This window comes from Curtobacterium sp. MCBA15_013, from assembly GCF_001865095.1.
Taxonomy (GTDB): Bacteria; Actinomycetota; Actinomycetes; order Actinomycetales; family Microbacteriaceae; genus Curtobacterium.
Map to the genome: position 1 here is coordinate 65,018 of NZ_MJGQ01000045.1, position 16,288 is coordinate 81,305.

Sequence of the window (16,288 nt, forward strand, 5' to 3'; positions counted from 1 at the left end):
CGCGTAACTGATATCCACAGTAGTGGATCAGATGTCGTCGAGAGTATCGATGTCTAGGACTGCGGGCAGGATCGCATGGCTGAGAGCGCGCGTCAAAGTGCTCAGATATGTCGGTCGCTGAGGCACCCGTGCGGCGACATCAGCACGGACACAAATCTCGACATGACCCGGAGTGTTGCGCGGGTCTATGAATGAGATCTGCGCTGAGGTGGCGCAAAAGGTCTCCTCGGGCGACGCCTGAAACTTCGTGACTTTTAGGGATGCTGGCTCGTATTCAATTGTGAAATGGAGACCAGCCCTGTAGTCGTTCGCCACGTTTGCGAGCGAATTGCCGGTAACTCTCTGGCCTTGTTCCGCCAGGCGAAGCCATGCTCCTTCGAGTCCCTTAGACCTTAAGCGGCTGACGAGGTTTATTTGATACTCCGCTGCTCTATAGAAATCCTGCATGTTAGGCGGGGATTTGAAGGTCAAGTTGCCGTCGAAGTCAGTGCGAGACTCGAGTTCGTCGGTGGCTTTCTCCAGCTCGCTCGGCCAGGTGGCGGCTATCCCGTCCTGCAGGTAGGAAGCAACCTCTTCCATCTCATCAAGGATGCGGGATGCCGCCTTCTTCCAGTCTTTGAAAGAGTCCGGTAGATCTTCGTGGCCTGTGACTGGGTAGTGATAGACGTCCGGTAGCGAAGGAGCATTGCCCGCGCCATATCCCAAAGTAGTGAGCCAGAACCGGTTTGTAGAATAAGTGGCATCGCGCAGGGATCTTTCAATGCGATTCAGTGCATGGTTGCGTGCACCGGTGATCTCATAGTTTGTGCTCCGTAGGAAAGTTGATGCGGGCTTGTATCTGACTTCTTTGTCGCCGTCAACCGCGGTGTCAAACAGATCATCAATTTCCTCGGCGTCAAGCAGAAACATGCGCTCGTCATCGCCGTATCCGGTGCAAACGATGAGAAAGAACTCGCGGGACAAGGAGCCATCGTCACGTTTGAGGTACGACGACGGGATAGATATCCGCGTCGATCCGCCTTGCGCAAACTTAGTCTGAACGATGGCGAATCGAGGGGGGCGGTCGTCAAGGACCGATGTTGCAAGACTGTTGATCTGAATCAAAAAGTCCGCGCCATGAACGTCGACGGAACGCTCAAGCACCCAAAATCTGTTTGCTAGGAACGCCCGGGTGCGGGCCTCACCGAGCATGCCGTTCTGCATGCGTTCTAGTGACCCAGCCGCGAGTGTCCTGTCGTTGGTCGGCATGTCGTTCCCCCTATGCGCGTAGCGGTTGTCATCTTCGCGAAGGGTGCGCTCAGATGCAAATGCGGGCGGCGCGACAAGGCGTGCAGCTCAGTGCCCGTCCTGAGACGCGTTCGGCCCGAGGCCAGGGAACGAACCGGGGGTGCTTGGTGTGCAGGCGGCCGGTCTAGAGTGCCGCGTTCTGACCGACGCCAACCGTGAGGCCCTGCACTAGTCCCCTCATGACGCCTCCAGTCTATCCTGCATGCATTCACGCATCACGGCCGGTTCCCGATTCCGGCCGCTGCTGGCAGCATGATGGTGCGCCTTCGTACCAGCTCATCGCCGCCCTCGGCAGCTCGATCCCAGCCGGTCCGAACATCGAACCGGTCGTCGATCGAGCGGCCATGCGGTCCGGGAACAACTACGCGCACCAGCTCGCGGACCGCTTGGGCGCGGAGCTGGTCGACCGCACGGTGTCCGGCGCGACGACCGCGAACGTTATCGACACCCCGCAGGAGGTCGCGGAGGGCGTCTCATTCCCGCCGCAGATCGACGGCCTGCCTACGAACGCCGACGTCGTGACAGTCCCGGCGGGCGGCAACGACCTCCACTTCGCCGGTGCGATGCTGTACAGCGCGTAGTCGCACGCCGAGCCTGACGGCCAGATGGCCTCGCTGCTTGGGCAGATATTCGCGTTACGAGCGAGCTTCTTCAAGACCACGACGCCACGCTAGCTCCCCTCGGATACCGGCCTCGAGCGGTCGCGGCCGTCCTTGCTTCGCCAAGCGAGATCGCCTTCCGGCGGCAGACGACCATGCGCCGACTCGGCAGCCAGGCGGCGGTAAGCGCGGCCATCGGCTCGACCGCTTCTCGACCTCGCCTGATCAGGACTTTCCGGAACATGGGGAAAATCGCGAGCCGCTCAGGGGAAAGTCGGCTGCGCACCAGGAGCCGCCGTGCTTCCATCCCGATGAACACGGGCATCGACGAGACCTGCAAATGACCCGCCACAGAGAACCCCCGTTCACGCGGGGGTTTTCTTGTTTCTGGGACTGCCTGTGGTACGTCTTTGGTGCAGATCTCGCTCAGGACGTCTCGTGCTGCAACGCCGCTTGCTCGGGCGCATGCACGGTCGAAGTTTGTCCGAAACCCATGCCGAGATCAGCCCCGTGCGTTGATCAATTGGGCAGTCCAGTCCAGGGCTTCGCACCTGTGCGACCGTGGTGGGCCAAATCGAGCTAACCACTGCTTTGTGCTGCGCGAGATCCCGCGAGGAACTAGCCAGCCGCGCTTTGGGGCGCCCGCTTGTGCCCCTTCGTCTTCGGGGCGCTCGATGAGCGAGGTCCTCCTCGCGCTATTCAGGCGCAGAGCGATGCGCCGAAGGTTGGGCAGCGTCGCTCGAATCCGCCAGACTGAAGTGGACTCACCTTCGCCAGGGACATCCGCGAAGCCACCAGTTGGGAGCAATATATGACAACCGCGAGCGAGCGCTACCGTCGGCACAACGTGTGGGACACCCTGCGCATCAAGAAGGAAGCACTCATCGCGGCAAGGTTCGGTGAAGCGAACGCGGAGCAGCGGCGCGCTGACGTGATTGATTGGTTGACAGAGGCCGAGAAGTCGAAGCTCACGCGTCAGCCCGCTCTGTATCTGGGCGTACTTGATCAGCTACGCGACGTATTGAATGGGTTGGGCACCGCCGAGCTCGAATTCAACTCGTTCATGTCCGGATATCGGAGCCAGGCTGAACAGCTTCAGATCGCCCTGCGTGCGCTTCCGCTCCCTCCACCAAAGGATCTGAAAGACACTTATGTTGCCCTGCTCGACAAGGAGATCGAGGCGCGGACGTCGCGCCTGGACGATCTACGTGAACGCATCGTGGAGATTGAGAAGTCCCTGGCTGCTCGGCAGTCCACCCTGAACAGCATCGAGAAAAAAGCCACTGCCGTTGCTGACGAAGTTGAAGCTGAACGCAATTCCATTGCAGATGTCAAAGCGTCCGTGAGGACAGACATCGATCGAGACTGGGGCGAGCAGTTGCGCGACTGGTGGGAGCGCCGTAAGCAGTTTGACGAAGAACAAGATGCTGCAATTCTTTCGCACGCAGCGTCACTGGCGGCAACGGCACGGGCCGGCGAGACGCTCGCGGAGCATGCCGCCGGAAGCTTGAGCGCAGTCGATTGGAGCAGCCGCGCCAAGCGTGAGCGGCGAGCAGCGCAGTGGATCAGATTTGGTGCTGCAGTGGCGTTCGTTCTCGCCGGTGCAATTGGATGGTTCATCGTTAGTGAAGCAGTCGCTAATAACTTCGACCTCACAGTGGGAGATGGGATCCTTCGCGCTAGCGTTGCGGCAGTCATCGGAGCGTTTGGCGCGCTGCTTTTGAGGGAATCTGGACGTCACTTCCGTGAGGCAGACACCGCAGAGGACGTATCCCTTTCACTCAAAGCCCTCGCTCCATTTTATGCCAGTTCTGACAATGAGACTCGTGTGGCGGCACGCGCTCAGGTGGGCGACGCCGTTTTGGTCAGAAACGTACTTTCGCGATTTGCGCATCGCGACGCGGCGAAGCACTCGGGCGGAGGCGACGGAGCGGACTTGTCGAAGTTGGTGGAAGATTCTGCGCGTGCCCTCGGTAAGATTGATCAGACGAACAGAGCAACACCCTGAAAGCACGGGCAGATGGTAACGCCGGCAACTGCGGGTCACCGAGGCGGTGTGCCCGGTGCACGGACGGCGCTGGTGCTGCACGGCGGCGGCCCGCGGACGGTTGCGCCGCTCGTCGAGCACCTGACCGGGGCGCACCACGTGCTCGCGCCGACGCATCCCGGCCGGGACGGGACGAGCTGGCCCGCGGACATCGACTCGGTGGCTGCGCTCGCCGCCGCGTACCTCGAACGGCTCCTCGTCGACGGCGGACGCGACGTCGTGCTGATCGGTTCGTCGATCGGTGGGTGGATCGCCCTCGAGATGGCCGTCCAGGCTGCCGCCGATGACCGGTAGGCGGGTGTGGTCGGCGCGGTGGTCGACATCGACGGTGTCGGAGCCGTCATCGAGGGCGAGCCGATCGCCGACTTCTTCGCGCTCGATGCTCGGGGTCTCGCCGAGGTCGCCTGGCACGACCCGGACCGCGGCTTTGTCGACCCGACCGCGCTCGCGGACCAGCAGCGGGCGGTGCAGCAGTCGAACGGCGCGACGATGATCGCGGTCGCCGGGCGGACGATGAGCGACCCGATCCTCATGGAGCGGCTCGCCTCCGTCGCGGTGCCCACACTCATCGTATTCGGGGAGAGCGGCCGGGTCGTCACACCGGCGTACGGTCGTCGAGTCGCAGCTGCCGTCCCGCGGGCAACGTTCGCCGAGGTGCCGGAAGCGGGACACCTGCCCCACCTGGAGAACCCCGACGCGACGTGGCGCGTCCTCGACCCGTTCCTGCGCGAGCACTGACCCGCGACGAGCGGGTCCGTGCCGTCGAGGGTGCCACTGACCCCGACGCTCGGATCACGCCGGCCGGAACCGCCGCCCCACCGCCGCCGCGACCGCAGCCACGTCGACATCCCCGTCGAGCGCAGCGAGCCGCTTCGCGAGCCGCTTCGGCCAGCAGACCTCGACACCGCGCGCGGTGAACGACCCGCCGACGAGCGGCCAGTCCGCGCCGACGAAGCAGAGCGCGCCGTGCACGGGCACCGGGTCGACGAGCTCCCTGACGAGCGTCGCCTGGCGGAGGACACCGTCCACGAGCTTCGTCCGGTCGCCGCCGACGACGAGCTTCTCGACGCGCGGACGGAACAGTCCGCCCTCGACCACCAGCCGCGGGCGCTTGCCTCGGTAGTGCTTGGCGTCGACGACCCAGACGCCAGCCCGGGTGACGACGATGTGGTCGATGTTCGCGCGGGAGCCGGGGATGCGCCGGTCGTGGAGTACCACGACGTGGTCGGACGCGATGGCGTCGAGTCTCCGTCCGACCTCAGCCTCACCGACGGCGCCGGACCTCCACGCCGCGGTGCTCTGCCGCTCGCTCGAGAGTGCGACGGCGATCGTGCCGATCCGCCCCTCGCCCCACGTCGAGCGGATCGTCGCCTCGTCGCGCGCCCTGCGCCGGTCGTACTCGCGCTGCGCGGACGCGCCGGCGCCGGTCGTGTGGTCGGTCCCCATGGACCCATCCAGGCAGACAGCCTGCCTCGTCGACGAGCCCCAGTGCGAGGCGCGCGAGCGACACGACGGGACGGTCGGACCACCGGACAGGAGGCGCGGTACCGGACGCCAGCCGCGCCTCCAGTCCGACAAGCGGTCACGCTGGTCCGCGCGCGCCGACGGGGCGCAGAGTGGAGCGATGCCGACATCCGCACCCGACCCCGCCGCAGCACCGCAGACCGTGCGCCTCCTCGGCGCCCCCTGGGGCGACACCTCCCGCCGCGGCCGCCCCTACGCGAAGGACCCCTCCGTCATCCGGTTCGGCGGCCGGTACCTGCTGTACTGCTCACTCCCGTCCGCGAGTGACGACGAGCCCGAGGGGTGGTCGGTCGGCATCGCCGAGAGCGACGACCTCGTCACGTGGCGGACCGTGGCCGTGCTGCCGTCCTTTGGGGAGTACGACCGGAGTGGTGCGGCAGCGCCCGGCGCCGTGGTGATCGACGGACGCGTCCACCTGTTCTTCCAGACCTACGGCCGGGGCCGCGAGGACTCGATCTGCCACGCGGTCAGCGACGACGGCCTGACCTTCACGCCGAACCCGGAGAACCCGGTGTTCCGCCCGACGGGGGAGTGGACCTGCGGCCGAGCGATCGACGCGGACCTGGTGGTCGCGGACGACTGGCTGCTGCTCGGGTGGGTGACGCGCGACCCGACGATGACGACGCAGCTGCTCGGGACGGCACGAGCGCCGCTGGGGAGCGCGTACGGTCGCGACGACTGGGAGCAGCTGTCCGTCGACGGCCCGGCGCTGGCCCCGGAGCTGCCGTGGGAGCAGGACTGCATCGAGGCGCCGGCGCTGCGGTGGGACGGCGAGACGTTCACGGTCTTCTACGCGGGCGCGTACAACAACCAGCCGCAGCAGATCGGGTGGGCGACGAGCCCGGACGGCCGGACGTGGACGCGCGGCTCCGACGAGCCGCTCGTGCCGGCGGGGCCGGAGGGGGCGTGGAACCGCTCCGAGTCCGGCCACCCGGGCTTCTTCCGCGACGAGGACGGGCGCGAGTACCTGTTCTTCCAGGGCAACCCGGACGACGGACACACGTGGTGCATCGCGGCGACCGAGCTGACGTTCGTCGACGGGGTGCCGGTCGTGCAGACGGACCCCGTGGGCTGACCCCGCCGGGTCGAGGCGGTCACGAACCGCGCCGTCGAGTGCGGGGCCGGCCCGCGCGCGTGGCAAGCTTGGACGTCCCCGACGCCCCCAACCAGGAAGGCCCCGGATGCTCGAGCTCCCGGCCGTGTTCGAAGTCGGCTCCCTGATCGCCATCGTCGCGATCCTGCTGGCCGATCTCCTCGTCGTCGCGCGGCGTCCGCACGTGCCGACGCTCAAGGAGTCCGGCCTGTGGGTGGGCCTCTACGTCGGCCTCGCGCTGCTGTTCGCCGTCGCGATGTTCGTCTTCGCCGGTGGGGAACCGGCCGGGCAGTTCCTCGCGGGCTGGTTGACCGAGTACAGCCTGAGCATCGACAACCTCTTCGTGTTCGTCATCCTCATGGCGCGGTTCTCCGTGCCGAAGGCGATCCAGCAGGAGGTGCTCATGCTCGGCATCATCATCGCGCTGGTCCTGCGCGGCGTGTTCATCCTGCTCGGCGCCCGTCTGATCGAGGACTTCTCGTGGATCTTCTACCTCTTCGGGGCGTGGCTGGTGTGGACGGCGATCCAGCAGCTCCGTGGCGAGGACGACGACGATGACAAGGACAGCCTCATCGTGCGCCTGCTCCGGCGTCGGATCCGCATCACCGACACCTACGACGGCATGAAGTTCCGCATCGTGCAGGACGGCGCGCGGCACTTCACGCCGCTGCTGGTGGTCCTCATCGCGATCGGGACGACCGACCTGCTGTTCGCGCTCGACTCGATCCCGGCGATCTTCGGCATCACCGAGAGCGCGTTCATCGTGTTCACCGCGAACGTCTTCGCCCTGATGGGCCTCCGGCAGCTGTACTTCCTGCTCGGCGGGTTGCTCGAGCGGTTGGTCTACCTCAAGTACGGGATCGCGGCGATCCTCGCCTTCATCGGCGTGAAGCTCGTGCTGCACGCACTGCACGGCAACGAGCTGCCGTTCATCAACGGTGGGGAGCACGTCGAGTGGGCGCCGGAGATCGGCACCGGGGTGTCGTTGCTGGTCATCGTCGTGGCGATGGGCGTGGCGACCGGGGCGAGCCTGCTGCGGATGCGCCGCGAGGACGAGTCGCACGACGAGGTCTCCCGCGACGCCGGGACGGCGTAGCGGTCCTGCACCGCGCCCGTCGCGCGCGTCCGGGGGTGGACGCACCACGAGACGGACTGGAGGCGCGGGTCGGGCCCGAACCGTCCCTCCCGTCCGTCACCGGGTCGCGTCCGCAGTCCGCTAGCGTCGACACCGGACCCCGCCACCCCCTCACGAACCGGATCGAGCAACGATGCCTGACGTCCACCGCCCCGCCGACGACCGCTACGAGCGACTCCCGTACCAGCGCGTCGGGAGGAGCGGCCTGCTCCTGCCCCGCATCTCCCTCGGGCTGTGGAACAACTTCGGCGCCGACCGAGCGCTCACGACGCAGCGCGACATCGTGCTGCACGCGTTCGACCGCGGGATCACCCACTTCGACCTCGCGAACAACTACGGCCCGCCGCCCGGAGCCGCCGAGGAGCAGTTCGGTCGCATCCTCGAGTCGGACCTCCGACCGTTCCGCGACGAGATCGTGGTGTCGACGAAGGCCGGCTACGACATGTGGCCCGGTCCGTACGGCAACTGGGGCTCGCGCAAGTCCATGCTCGCCTCGCTCGACCAGTCGCTCGGACGCCTCGGGCTCGAGTACGTCGACGTCTTCTACTCGCACCGGCCGGACCCCGAGACCCCGATCGAGGAGACGGTCAGCGCCCTCGTGACCGCGGTCCGCTCGGGCAAGGCGCTCTACGCCGGCATCTCGAACTACGACCCGGCGCAGACGGCCGCCGCGGCCGAGGCGCTCGCCGCCGAGAACATCCACCTGCTCATCCACCAGCCGCGCTACAACATGTTCGACCGGGTCCCCGAGGACGGGCTCTTCGACGAGCTACTCCGTCTGGGGACCGGCGCGATCGTGTTCTCCCCGCTGGCCGGTGGGCTCCTGACGGACCGCTACCTCGACGGCTCGGTGCCGGTCGGGTCGCGGGCGGCGGAGGGGCGCTGGTTCGGCGCGGACCGGATCGACGACGAGTACCTGACGACCGCGCGCGCCCTGAACGACATCGCCGTGTCCCGTGGGCAGACGCTCGCGCAGCTCGCCATCACGTGGGTGCTCCGGCAGCCGGCGGTCACGTCCGCGCTCGTCGGGGCGTCGAGCGTCCGGCAGCTCGACGGGACGCTCGACGCCCTCGAGGGTGCGCCGCTGACCGACGAGGAGCTCGCGGCCATCGACGCGCTGGTGCCGCGCGGCTGAGTCCGGGCCGCGCGCTGTCCGCGGGGCTGCGTCCGGGCCAGGATGGTCCCATGACGGACCACGCCGAGATGATCCACCCCGACGTCGCACCGAGCGGACCCGGGTGCGTCGAGTGCGACGCCACCGGGTCCTGGTGGGTGCACCTGCGCCGGTGCGCCGCGTGCGGCCACGTCGGCTGCTGCGACGACTCGCTTGACACCCACGCCACCCGGCACTGGGAGGAGACCGGGCACGCGGTCATCCAGAGCTACGAGCCCGGCGAGACGTGGTCGTACGACTACCGCGACCACTCCACGTTCGAGGGCGTCGAGCTCGCGGCGCCGACGAGCCACCCCGTGGAACAGGCAGTCCCCGGGCCGGCGGATCGCCTGCCCGGGGACTGGTTGGAACTGCTCGGCGGGTCGCGCTGACCCGCCGGTGCCGATCAGGACGCGCTAGCTCGCGCTGACGGCCTCGTCGCGGCGCGGGAGCGTCCAGCCCGGGCGCACGAAGTGGCACGTGTAACCGTGCGGGTGCTTCTCGAGGTAGTCCTGGTGCTCCTCCTCGGCCTCCCAGAAGTCGCCGGCGGGCTCGACCTCGGTGACGACCTTGCCCGGCCAGATGCCGGACGCGTCGACGTCGGCGATCGTGTCGAGGGCGACCTCGCGCTGCTCGTCGGTGGTGTAGAACACCGCGGAGCGGTAGCTCCGGCCGACGTCGTTGCCCTGGCGGTCCTTCGTCGACGGGTCGTGGATCTGGAAGAAGAACTCGAGCAGGTCGCGGTAGGAGATCTGCGACGGGTCGAAGACGATCTCGACCGACTCGGCGTGGTCGCCGTGGTTCCGGTAGGTGGCGTTCGGGGTGTCGCCGCCGGAGTACCCGACGCGCGTGCTGATCACACCGGGACGGCGACGGAGGAGCTGCTGCGCTCCCCAGAAACACCCGCCGGCGAGGATGGCGGTTTCGGTGGTGGTCATGGTGGCCTCCTGGGTTCGGGAGTGCCGCTGGCTGCGGCACCGTGTGGTGCAACCGGCGGGGCCGGTCGTGTGTTCCCGCGCTGCGTCAGGCGGTCGTGTCCTCGAGCGCGTCGAGCGTCGCGACGTCCTCGGCCGACAGCACGAAGTCCACGTCGGCGTTCGCGGCGATGCGGGACGGCGTGGTCGACTTCGGCAGCGGCAGGACGTCCTTCTCGAGCAGGTAGCGGATCGCGACCTGGGCGACGCTCTTGTCGTACTTCGCGGCGATCTCGGCGATCTGCTCGTTGTCGAGGAGGCCACCGGTGGCGAGCGGGGAGTACCCCTCGGTGAGGATGTCGTGCTCGCGGTCGAAGGCCGTCGTCTCGTCCTGCGTGTTGCCGATGAACCAGCGGATCTGGTTGGCGTGCGGGACGACGTCGGTGCGGCCGAGCAGGTCCTCGAGGTCGGCGACGGCGAAGTTCGAGACGCCGATGCTCTTCGTCCGGCCGGCGTCGTAGACCTCCTCGAGGACCTTCCACACCTCGACGTTGCCGTCCCGGTGGTCCGAGCCCATGTCGCTCCAGGGCCACGGGGCGTGCACGAGGTACAGGTCCACGTGACCGAGGTCGAGGTTGCGGCTGGACTCGTCGAAGGCCTCGCGCGCACCGGACGCGGTCTTGATCTCGGCCGGGAGCTTCGTGGTGATGAAGAGCTCGTCGCGCGGGATGCCGCTGTCGCGGACCGCCTCGCCGACGCTTGCCTCGTTGCCGTACGCCAGAGCGGTGTCGATGTGGCGGTAGCCGGCGTCGAGCGCGGCCTTGGTGGCGTCGTATGCGTCGGCGCCGGACGGGATCTGCCAGGTGCCGAACCCGATCCTCGGGATGTGCAGGCCGTTGGACATGGTGAACGTGTCGATGAGAGCGGGCATGCACCGGACAGTACGCCGCGCGGACGTCGGTCGGGTCGTCTACCATTCGAACACACGTTCGAACGAGGAGGGCGAGATGATGCTCACGCAGGAGGTCGCCACGCTGTGGTGGGACCGCGGTGTGCCGGTCCGGATGGTCTGGCGCGAACGGCGGTGGCGGGTCTCCGACACCCCGACGCGGCTGACGGCGACGGCGGAGTACCTGCCGTCGGCGGTGACGCACGCGCCGGAGCACACGGTGGGCTGGCGGTTCCAGGTGAGTGCGGACGACGGCGAGGACGACGTGGTGGTGGTCGACGTCGCGCCGGACGGCACCGGGTGGGTCGTCGCCCGGACGTGGCGCTGACCGGCGCAGCGCGATCCGCGCGGGGGTGTCAGGCGCTGCCGCGCCAGACCACCTCGGTGGGCAGGACGAACCCGCGCGGGGTGTCGTCCGTCCCCGCGATCTGCTCGAGCACCTGCCGCGCCGCGTGCTCACCAAGGGTCCGGGCGGGCTGCCGGACGGTCGAGAGCGGCGGGTCGCACCGGAGTGCCCACGCGCTGTCGTCGAAGCCCACCACGCCGACGTCCCCCGGGACCGACCGACCGGCACGCTGCAGGACGTCCATCGCGCCGGCGGCCACGGCGTCCGACGCCGCGAAGACCCCGTCGACGTCCGGTGCCCGGTCGAGCAGCTCGCGCATGCCCTCGACCCCGGCGGTGTAGCTGAAGAGCGGGTTCCGTGCGACGAGCCCGGGGTCGAAGCGGTCGCCGAGCGCCGCGGTGAACCCCGCCAAGCGATCCTGGCCGGAGTCGCGGTCGAGGCCGGACGCGAGCATGCCGATGCGTCGGCGGCCGGTGTCCACGAGTCGGCGGGTGATCTGCTCGGCCGCGGCGCGGTTGTCGATGCCGATCCACGAGGTGTTCGGGGCGTCGGACGGGTGGCCGACGAAGCACGCCGGCAGCCCGATCTGCTCGATCGCCCGGGTGACGGGGTCGCCGTCGCGGGCGGAGAGCACGATCGCGCCGTCGACGAAGCCGCCGCGCAGGTACTCCACGACGCGCTCGTTGTCGCGGGCGGAGTCGACCATGATCGTGACGAGCTGCTGGTCCGCCTCGGACAGGACGGCGTTCGTGCCGATGAGGATGTTGCCGATGTTCGGGTCGTCGAGCACCTGGACGCTCGGCTCGTGCACGATGAGCGCCACGGCGCCGGACCGCCGGGTGACGAGACTGCGTGCGGCGGCGCTCCGCACGTAGCCGACGCGACGGACGGCGTCCTGCACGGCTTCGCGGGCCCTGGGTGACACGTACGGTTCGTCGTTGAGCACGCGGGAGACGGTCCCGCGGGAGAGTCCGGCCTCGTCGGCGACGTCCTGGATCGTGGCGCGGGAACGGGCGGACATGCGGCAACGATAGCGGCTGGCCATCCGCGGATCGGCGGTCGGACGGCGTCGAACCACGATCGCGACGTCGAACCGGGCGTCGGTGTCGGTTCGACGTCGGATACCTGGTTCGGCACGGTCGTGTTGACACGGCAGGAATTGTGTCGTTTACTCTGGGAGCGCTCCCAGAACCCTCCGACCCCATTCGGTCGGTGCGGACTGGGAGCGCTCCCAGAACTTGGGTGACCTTCGCCGTCGAAGGGGTCGTTCGCGACCGGACGGTGCAGCGCCGCCCCGATCAGCGAGGACCCGACGTGACCACCACCACCCTGCCGACGGCCGCCACCGGCGCGCTCGGGCTCGGCTCGACCGGCCTGGCGTTCGGGTGTGACTACAACCCCGAGCAGTGGGACCCCGAGGTCTGGGTCGAGGACGTCCGGCTCATGCGCGAGGCCGGCGTCACCCTCGTCGCGATCAACGTCTTCGGCTGGTCGCACGTCGAGCCGCGCCGGGGCGAGTACGACTTCGCCGCGCTCGACCGGGTCATCGAGCTCCTGCACGGCGCCGGCATCGGGGTCGACCTCGGCACCGGGACCGCCTCCACCCCGCCGTGGCTCACCACCGCCCACCCCGAGGTCCTGCCGGTCGTCGCCGACGGCACCACCCGCTGGCCGGGCGGGCGCCAGGCGTTCTGCCCGAGCTCGCCGGTGTACCGCGAGCACGCCCTCGCCCTGGTCCGCGCCACCGCCGAGCGCTACGGCGACCACCCCGCGGTCAAGCTCTGGCACGTCTCGAACGAACTCGGCTGCCACAACGCGCACTGCTACTGCGACGTCTCGGCCGAGGCGTTCCGCGCGTGGCTCCGCGCCCGGTACGGCACCGTCGACGAGCTCAACGCCGCGTGGGGTACCGCGTTCTGGAGCCAGCGCTACTCCGCGTGGGAGCAGGTCCTGCCGCCACGGGCGACCCTGTCCTTCACGAACCCCGGCCAGACGCTCGACTTCGACCGGTTCTCGTCCGACGAGCTGCTCGCGCACCACCGCGCCGAGGCCGAGGTGCTCCGCAGTCTGAGCGACAAGCCGGTGACGACGAACTTCATGGTCGCGGCGCACATCACCGCGCTCGACTACTGGTCGTGGACGGCGGACATGGACGTCATCGCGAACGACCACTACCTCGACCACCGTCTGCCCCGACCGCACGTCGAGCTCGCCTTCGCCGCCGACACCACGCGCGGACTCGCGGGCGGGGCGCCCTGGCTGCTCATGGAGCACTCGACGGGAGCGGTGAACTGGCAGCCGCACAACGTCGCCAAGGCACCGGGGGAGATGCTCCGGAACACCGTGGCGCACATCGCCCGCGGTGCCGACGGGGTCTGCTTCTTCCAGTGGCGCGCGTCCGTCCAGGGCAGCGAGAAGTTCCACTCCGCGCTCCTCCCGCACGCCGGGACCGACTCCCGCGGCTGGCGTGACGTCGTCGAGCTCGGCGACCTCGTCGAGCGGCTCGGCGAACTGCGCGGTTCCCGCGTCGTCGCGGACGTCGCGCTCGTCTTCAGCTGGGAGAACCAGTGGGCGGCCGACCTGGAGGCGCACCCCACCACCGCGCTCCGCTACCTGGAACAGGTCCACGCGTTCCACGGCGCACTGTGGGACCTCGGCGTGACGGTGGACGTCGTGGCGCCGGGTGCCCCGCTCGACGGCTACGCCGTCGTGCTGGTCCCGGAGCTCTACCTGGTGCGCGACGAGCACGCCGCGGTCGTCGCCGACCACGTCGCCGCCGGGGGCCGGGCGGTCGTCACGTTCTTCAGCGGCATCGTCGACGAGCGTGACCGCGTGCGGACCGGCGGGTACCCCGGTGCCTTCCGTGACCTGCTCGGCGTGCGGGTCGACGAGTTCCTGCCGCTCGCCGCCGACGCGCACATCGCCCTGTCCGACGGCTCCACCGGCACCGTCTGGAGCGAACCCGTCGAGCTCCGCGGCGCGACGAGCGTGCTCGACTACGCCGCCGGCCAGCTCGCCGGCTCGCCCGCGGTCACCCGCAACACGCACGGTGCCGGATCCGCCTGGTACGTCTCCACCGTCCTCGGCGTCGACACGCTCCGCGGCCTGCTCGGTGACGTCCTCGCCGAGGCCGGCGTCGCACCGGACCCCGCCGCGCAGCCCGGCCTCGAGGTCGTCCGACGCCGCGACGACCAGCACGAGTGGGTGTTCCTGCTCAACCACACCGACCAGCCCGTCGAGCACCACGTGACGGGCCACGACCTCGTCGCCGACCGACCCCGGACCGGCACCACGACCATCGCCCCCGGTGGGACCCAGATCATCCGCACGGACAGGAAGCGCCCATGACCACCACAGCCCAGCGACCCCGGGTCGCCCGACGTCGACGCGGCGGGGGCTTCCGGTACCGCCGCGCGATCGCCGTCTTCGTCACGCCGTTCGCCGTGCTCTTCACCGCGTTCTACCTCGTCCCGATCCTCTACGCCGTGTGGCAGTCGCTGCAGAAGATCGAGCGCCAGGGGACCTTCGGTGCGCCGACGCAGGTGTTCGGCGGACTGAGCCAGTACGTGCTCGTGTTCCAGAACAGCGAGTTCTGGGGCTCGATCCTCCGCGTGCTGCTCTTCGGTGTCGTGCAGGTACCGGTGATGCTCGCCCTCGCACTGGTGTTCGCGCTCCTGCTCGACTCGCCCCTGCTGCGAGGCAAGCGGTTCTTCCGCCTGGCGTTCTTCGCGCCGTACGCGGTGCCCGGCGTCATCGCCGCGATCATGTGGGGCTACCTCTACGCGCCGAACCTCTCGCCGTTCTCCGCCGTCACGTCGAAGGTCGACCTGCTCGGCTCCGGCACCGTCCTCTGGGCCGTCGCGAACGTCGTGACCTGGGTCTACGTCGGCTACAACATGCTCATCATCTACTCGTCGCTCCTGGCGATCCCGACCGAGATCTACGAGGCTGCGAAGCTCGACGGGGCGTCGCAGTTCCGGATCGCCTGGTCGATCAAGATCCCGATGGTGGTGCCGGCGATCGTGCTCACCGCGGTGTTCTCCGTCATCGGCACCCTGCAGCTGCTCACCGAACCGACCGTGTTCCGGCAGTTCACCTCGACGATCTCGTCGACCTTCACGCCGAACATGCTCGTCTACTCGACCTCGTCGGTGCCCAACTTCAACCTCGCCGCCGCGTTCTCCGTCGTCCTCGCGGTCGCGACCTTCGTCCTGTCGATCGGGTTCCTCCGACTGACCCAGCGGAAGGCTGACCAGTGACCGTCAACGCACCGAGCCGACGCGACGCCGTGCGGACCGCCGGCCGACCGCTCGAGCCGAACCGCGCCTCCAGGCCCCTGCAGCACGGTGCGCGCGGACCGCGCGAGAGCGTCATCTCGCGCAGCGCCGCGATGCTCGTGATGGGCGTCTTCACGATCTACTTCCTGATGCCGATCTTCTGGCTGTTCGTCTCGTCGACCAAGACGACCGCGAACTTCAACACGACGTTCTCGCTGTGGTTCAGTGCCTCGTCGGTGCAGGACTTCGTCGCGAACCTGGGCGAGCTGTTCACCCGGCAGGACGGCGTGTACGTGCGCTGGATGCTCAACAGCATCGCCTACGCCGGTGTCGCCGGGCTCATCGGCACCGTCCTGTCGGCGATGTGCGGCTACGCGCTGGCGAAGTACCGGTTCCGCGGACGCGAGGCGCTCTTCAACGTGTTCCTCGGCGGCGTCCTCGTGCCGGCGACCGCGCTGGCCCTGCCGCTGTTCCTCATCTTCAGCCAGGTCGACCTGACGGACACGTTCTGGTCGGTCTTCCTGCCGAGCATCGTCAGCCCGTTCGGCGTGTACCTGTCGCGGCTGTTCGCGGCGTCGAGCGTGCCGGACGAGATCATCGAGGCCGCCCGCATCGACGGCTCCGGCGAGGTCCGCACGTTCTTCACCGTGGCCGTCCGGCTCATGTCGCCGGCGCTCGTGACGATCTTCCTGTTCCAGTTCGTCGCCATCTGGAACAACTTCTTCCTGCCGCTCGTGATGCTCCGCGACTCGTCGCTGTTCCCCGTCACCCTCGGCCTCTACACGTGGAACTCGAGCGTGAACCAGTACCCGGACCTCCGCACCCTCGTGCTCATCGGGTCGTTCGTCTCGATCATCCCGCTCCTCGTCGCGTTCCTCTCCCTGCAGCGCTTCTGGCGGTCCGGCCTCGGCGCCGGCGGCCTGAAGTAGCGCCAGACCGCGGCCGACCGGCCCCCGCCTGACCA

The 16,288-nt window shown here is 68.5% G+C and carries 15 protein-coding genes and 1 pseudogene; 11 read left to right on the forward strand and 5 right to left on the reverse strand.

Going from position 1 to position 16,288, the window contains the following annotated elements:
• Positions 1-27: 27 nt before the first annotated feature.
• The gene (locus BIV01_RS19445) at positions 28-1,248 is read right to left on the reverse strand and encodes a hypothetical protein (protein ID WP_139199408.1); all 1,221 of its coding nucleotides are present in this window, start codon (positions 1,246-1,248) and stop codon (positions 28-30) included.
• Positions 1,249-1,466: 218 nt separating this feature from the next.
• On the opposite strand from BIV01_RS19445, the gene BIV01_RS19055 reads away from it, so the two are divergent.
• The 3 genes and pseudogenes from BIV01_RS19055 (at position 1,467) to BIV01_RS14195 (ending at position 4,671) form a co-directional block, all read left to right on the forward strand.
• Positions 1,467-1,868 (forward strand): GDSL-type esterase/lipase family protein, encoded by a 402-nt coding sequence (locus tag BIV01_RS19055; protein WP_083414056.1) that lies wholly within the window; start codon positions 1,467-1,469, stop codon positions 1,866-1,868.
• An 829-nt stretch (positions 1,869-2,697) separates the two neighbouring features.
• On the forward strand, positions 2,698-3,894 hold the full coding sequence (locus tag BIV01_RS19450; protein WP_139199410.1) for a hypothetical protein: 1,197 nt from the start codon (positions 2,698-2,700) through the stop codon (positions 3,892-3,894).
• A gap of 72 nt (positions 3,895-3,966) precedes the next feature.
• A pseudogene (locus BIV01_RS14195) lies at positions 3,967-4,671 on the forward strand (alpha/beta fold hydrolase).
• Between the two features lie 54 nt (positions 4,672-4,725).
• On the opposite strand, the gene BIV01_RS14200 reads toward BIV01_RS14195, so the two are convergent.
• The gene (locus BIV01_RS14200) at positions 4,726-5,379 is read right to left on the reverse strand and encodes a nuclease-related domain-containing protein (RefSeq protein ID WP_071303274.1); all 654 of its coding nucleotides are present in this window, start codon (positions 5,377-5,379) and stop codon (positions 4,726-4,728) included.
• A 178-nt stretch (positions 5,380-5,557) separates the two neighbouring features.
• Here BIV01_RS14200 and BIV01_RS14205 point away from each other — a divergent pair, with 178 nt between their 5' ends.
• The 4 genes from BIV01_RS14205 to BIV01_RS14220 all read left to right on the forward strand — a co-directional run bounded on the left by BIV01_RS14205 (position 5,558) and on the right by BIV01_RS14220 (position 9,230).
• Positions 5,558-6,532: a family 43 glycosylhydrolase gene (locus BIV01_RS14205; RefSeq protein WP_083414057.1), complete on the forward strand. Its 975-nt coding sequence runs from the start codon at positions 5,558-5,560 to the stop codon at positions 6,530-6,532.
• A gap of 106 nt (positions 6,533-6,638) precedes the next feature.
• Positions 6,639-7,646, forward strand: coding sequence for a TerC/Alx family metal homeostasis membrane protein (locus tag BIV01_RS14210; RefSeq protein WP_071296470.1), 1,008 nt, complete (start codon positions 6,639-6,641; stop codon positions 7,644-7,646).
• A gap of 172 nt (positions 7,647-7,818) precedes the next feature.
• Positions 7,819-8,820, forward strand: a complete 1,002-nt coding sequence (locus BIV01_RS14215; protein WP_071303275.1) for an aldo/keto reductase — start codon at positions 7,819-7,821, stop codon at positions 8,818-8,820.
• 50 nt (positions 8,821-8,870) lie between these two features.
• Positions 8,871-9,230 (forward strand): UBP-type zinc finger domain-containing protein, encoded by a 360-nt coding sequence (locus tag BIV01_RS14220; RefSeq protein WP_071303276.1) that lies wholly within the window; start codon positions 8,871-8,873, stop codon positions 9,228-9,230.
• A 24-nt stretch (positions 9,231-9,254) separates the two neighbouring features.
• Here BIV01_RS14220 and msrA read toward each other — a convergent pair whose 3' ends face one another.
• Complete coding sequence (msrA, locus tag BIV01_RS14225) at positions 9,255-9,776, reverse strand: peptide-methionine (S)-S-oxide reductase MsrA (RefSeq protein ID WP_070417299.1); 522 nt, start codon at positions 9,774-9,776, stop codon at positions 9,255-9,257.
• 85 nt (positions 9,777-9,861) lie between these two features.
• Positions 9,862-10,683 (reverse strand): aldo/keto reductase, encoded by an 822-nt coding sequence (locus BIV01_RS14230; protein WP_071303277.1) that lies wholly within the window; start codon positions 10,681-10,683, stop codon positions 9,862-9,864.
• A 76-nt stretch (positions 10,684-10,759) separates the two neighbouring features.
• On the opposite strand from BIV01_RS14230, the gene BIV01_RS14235 reads away from it, so the two are divergent.
• On the forward strand, positions 10,760-11,029 hold the full coding sequence (locus BIV01_RS14235) for a hypothetical protein (RefSeq protein WP_139199413.1): 270 nt from the start codon (positions 10,760-10,762) through the stop codon (positions 11,027-11,029).
• A 28-nt stretch (positions 11,030-11,057) separates the two neighbouring features.
• Here BIV01_RS14235 and BIV01_RS14240 read toward each other — a convergent pair whose 3' ends face one another.
• Entirely contained in the window at positions 11,058-12,068 is a 1,011-nt protein-coding gene (locus tag BIV01_RS14240; protein ID WP_175473741.1) for a LacI family DNA-binding transcriptional regulator, read from the reverse strand.
• A 293-nt stretch (positions 12,069-12,361) separates the two neighbouring features.
• Between BIV01_RS14240 and BIV01_RS14245 the strand changes: the two genes are divergently transcribed.
• From BIV01_RS14245 to BIV01_RS14255, 3 genes are read left to right on the forward strand one after another with little or no spacing between them, the layout of a single operon-like run.
• On the forward strand, positions 12,362-14,395 hold the full coding sequence (locus tag BIV01_RS14245) for a beta-galactosidase (protein WP_083414058.1): 2,034 nt from the start codon (positions 12,362-12,364) through the stop codon (positions 14,393-14,395).
• On the forward strand, positions 14,392-15,306 hold the full coding sequence (locus BIV01_RS14250; protein WP_070417295.1) for a carbohydrate ABC transporter permease: 915 nt from the start codon (positions 14,392-14,394) through the stop codon (positions 15,304-15,306). The genes BIV01_RS14245 and BIV01_RS14250 overlap by 4 nt, the downstream gene beginning before the upstream one ends.
• Complete coding sequence (locus BIV01_RS14255) at positions 15,303-16,253, forward strand: carbohydrate ABC transporter permease (protein WP_254791847.1); 951 nt, start codon at positions 15,303-15,305, stop codon at positions 16,251-16,253. The genes BIV01_RS14250 and BIV01_RS14255 overlap by 4 nt, the downstream gene beginning before the upstream one ends.
• The last annotated feature ends 35 nt before the right edge of the window (positions 16,254-16,288 follow it).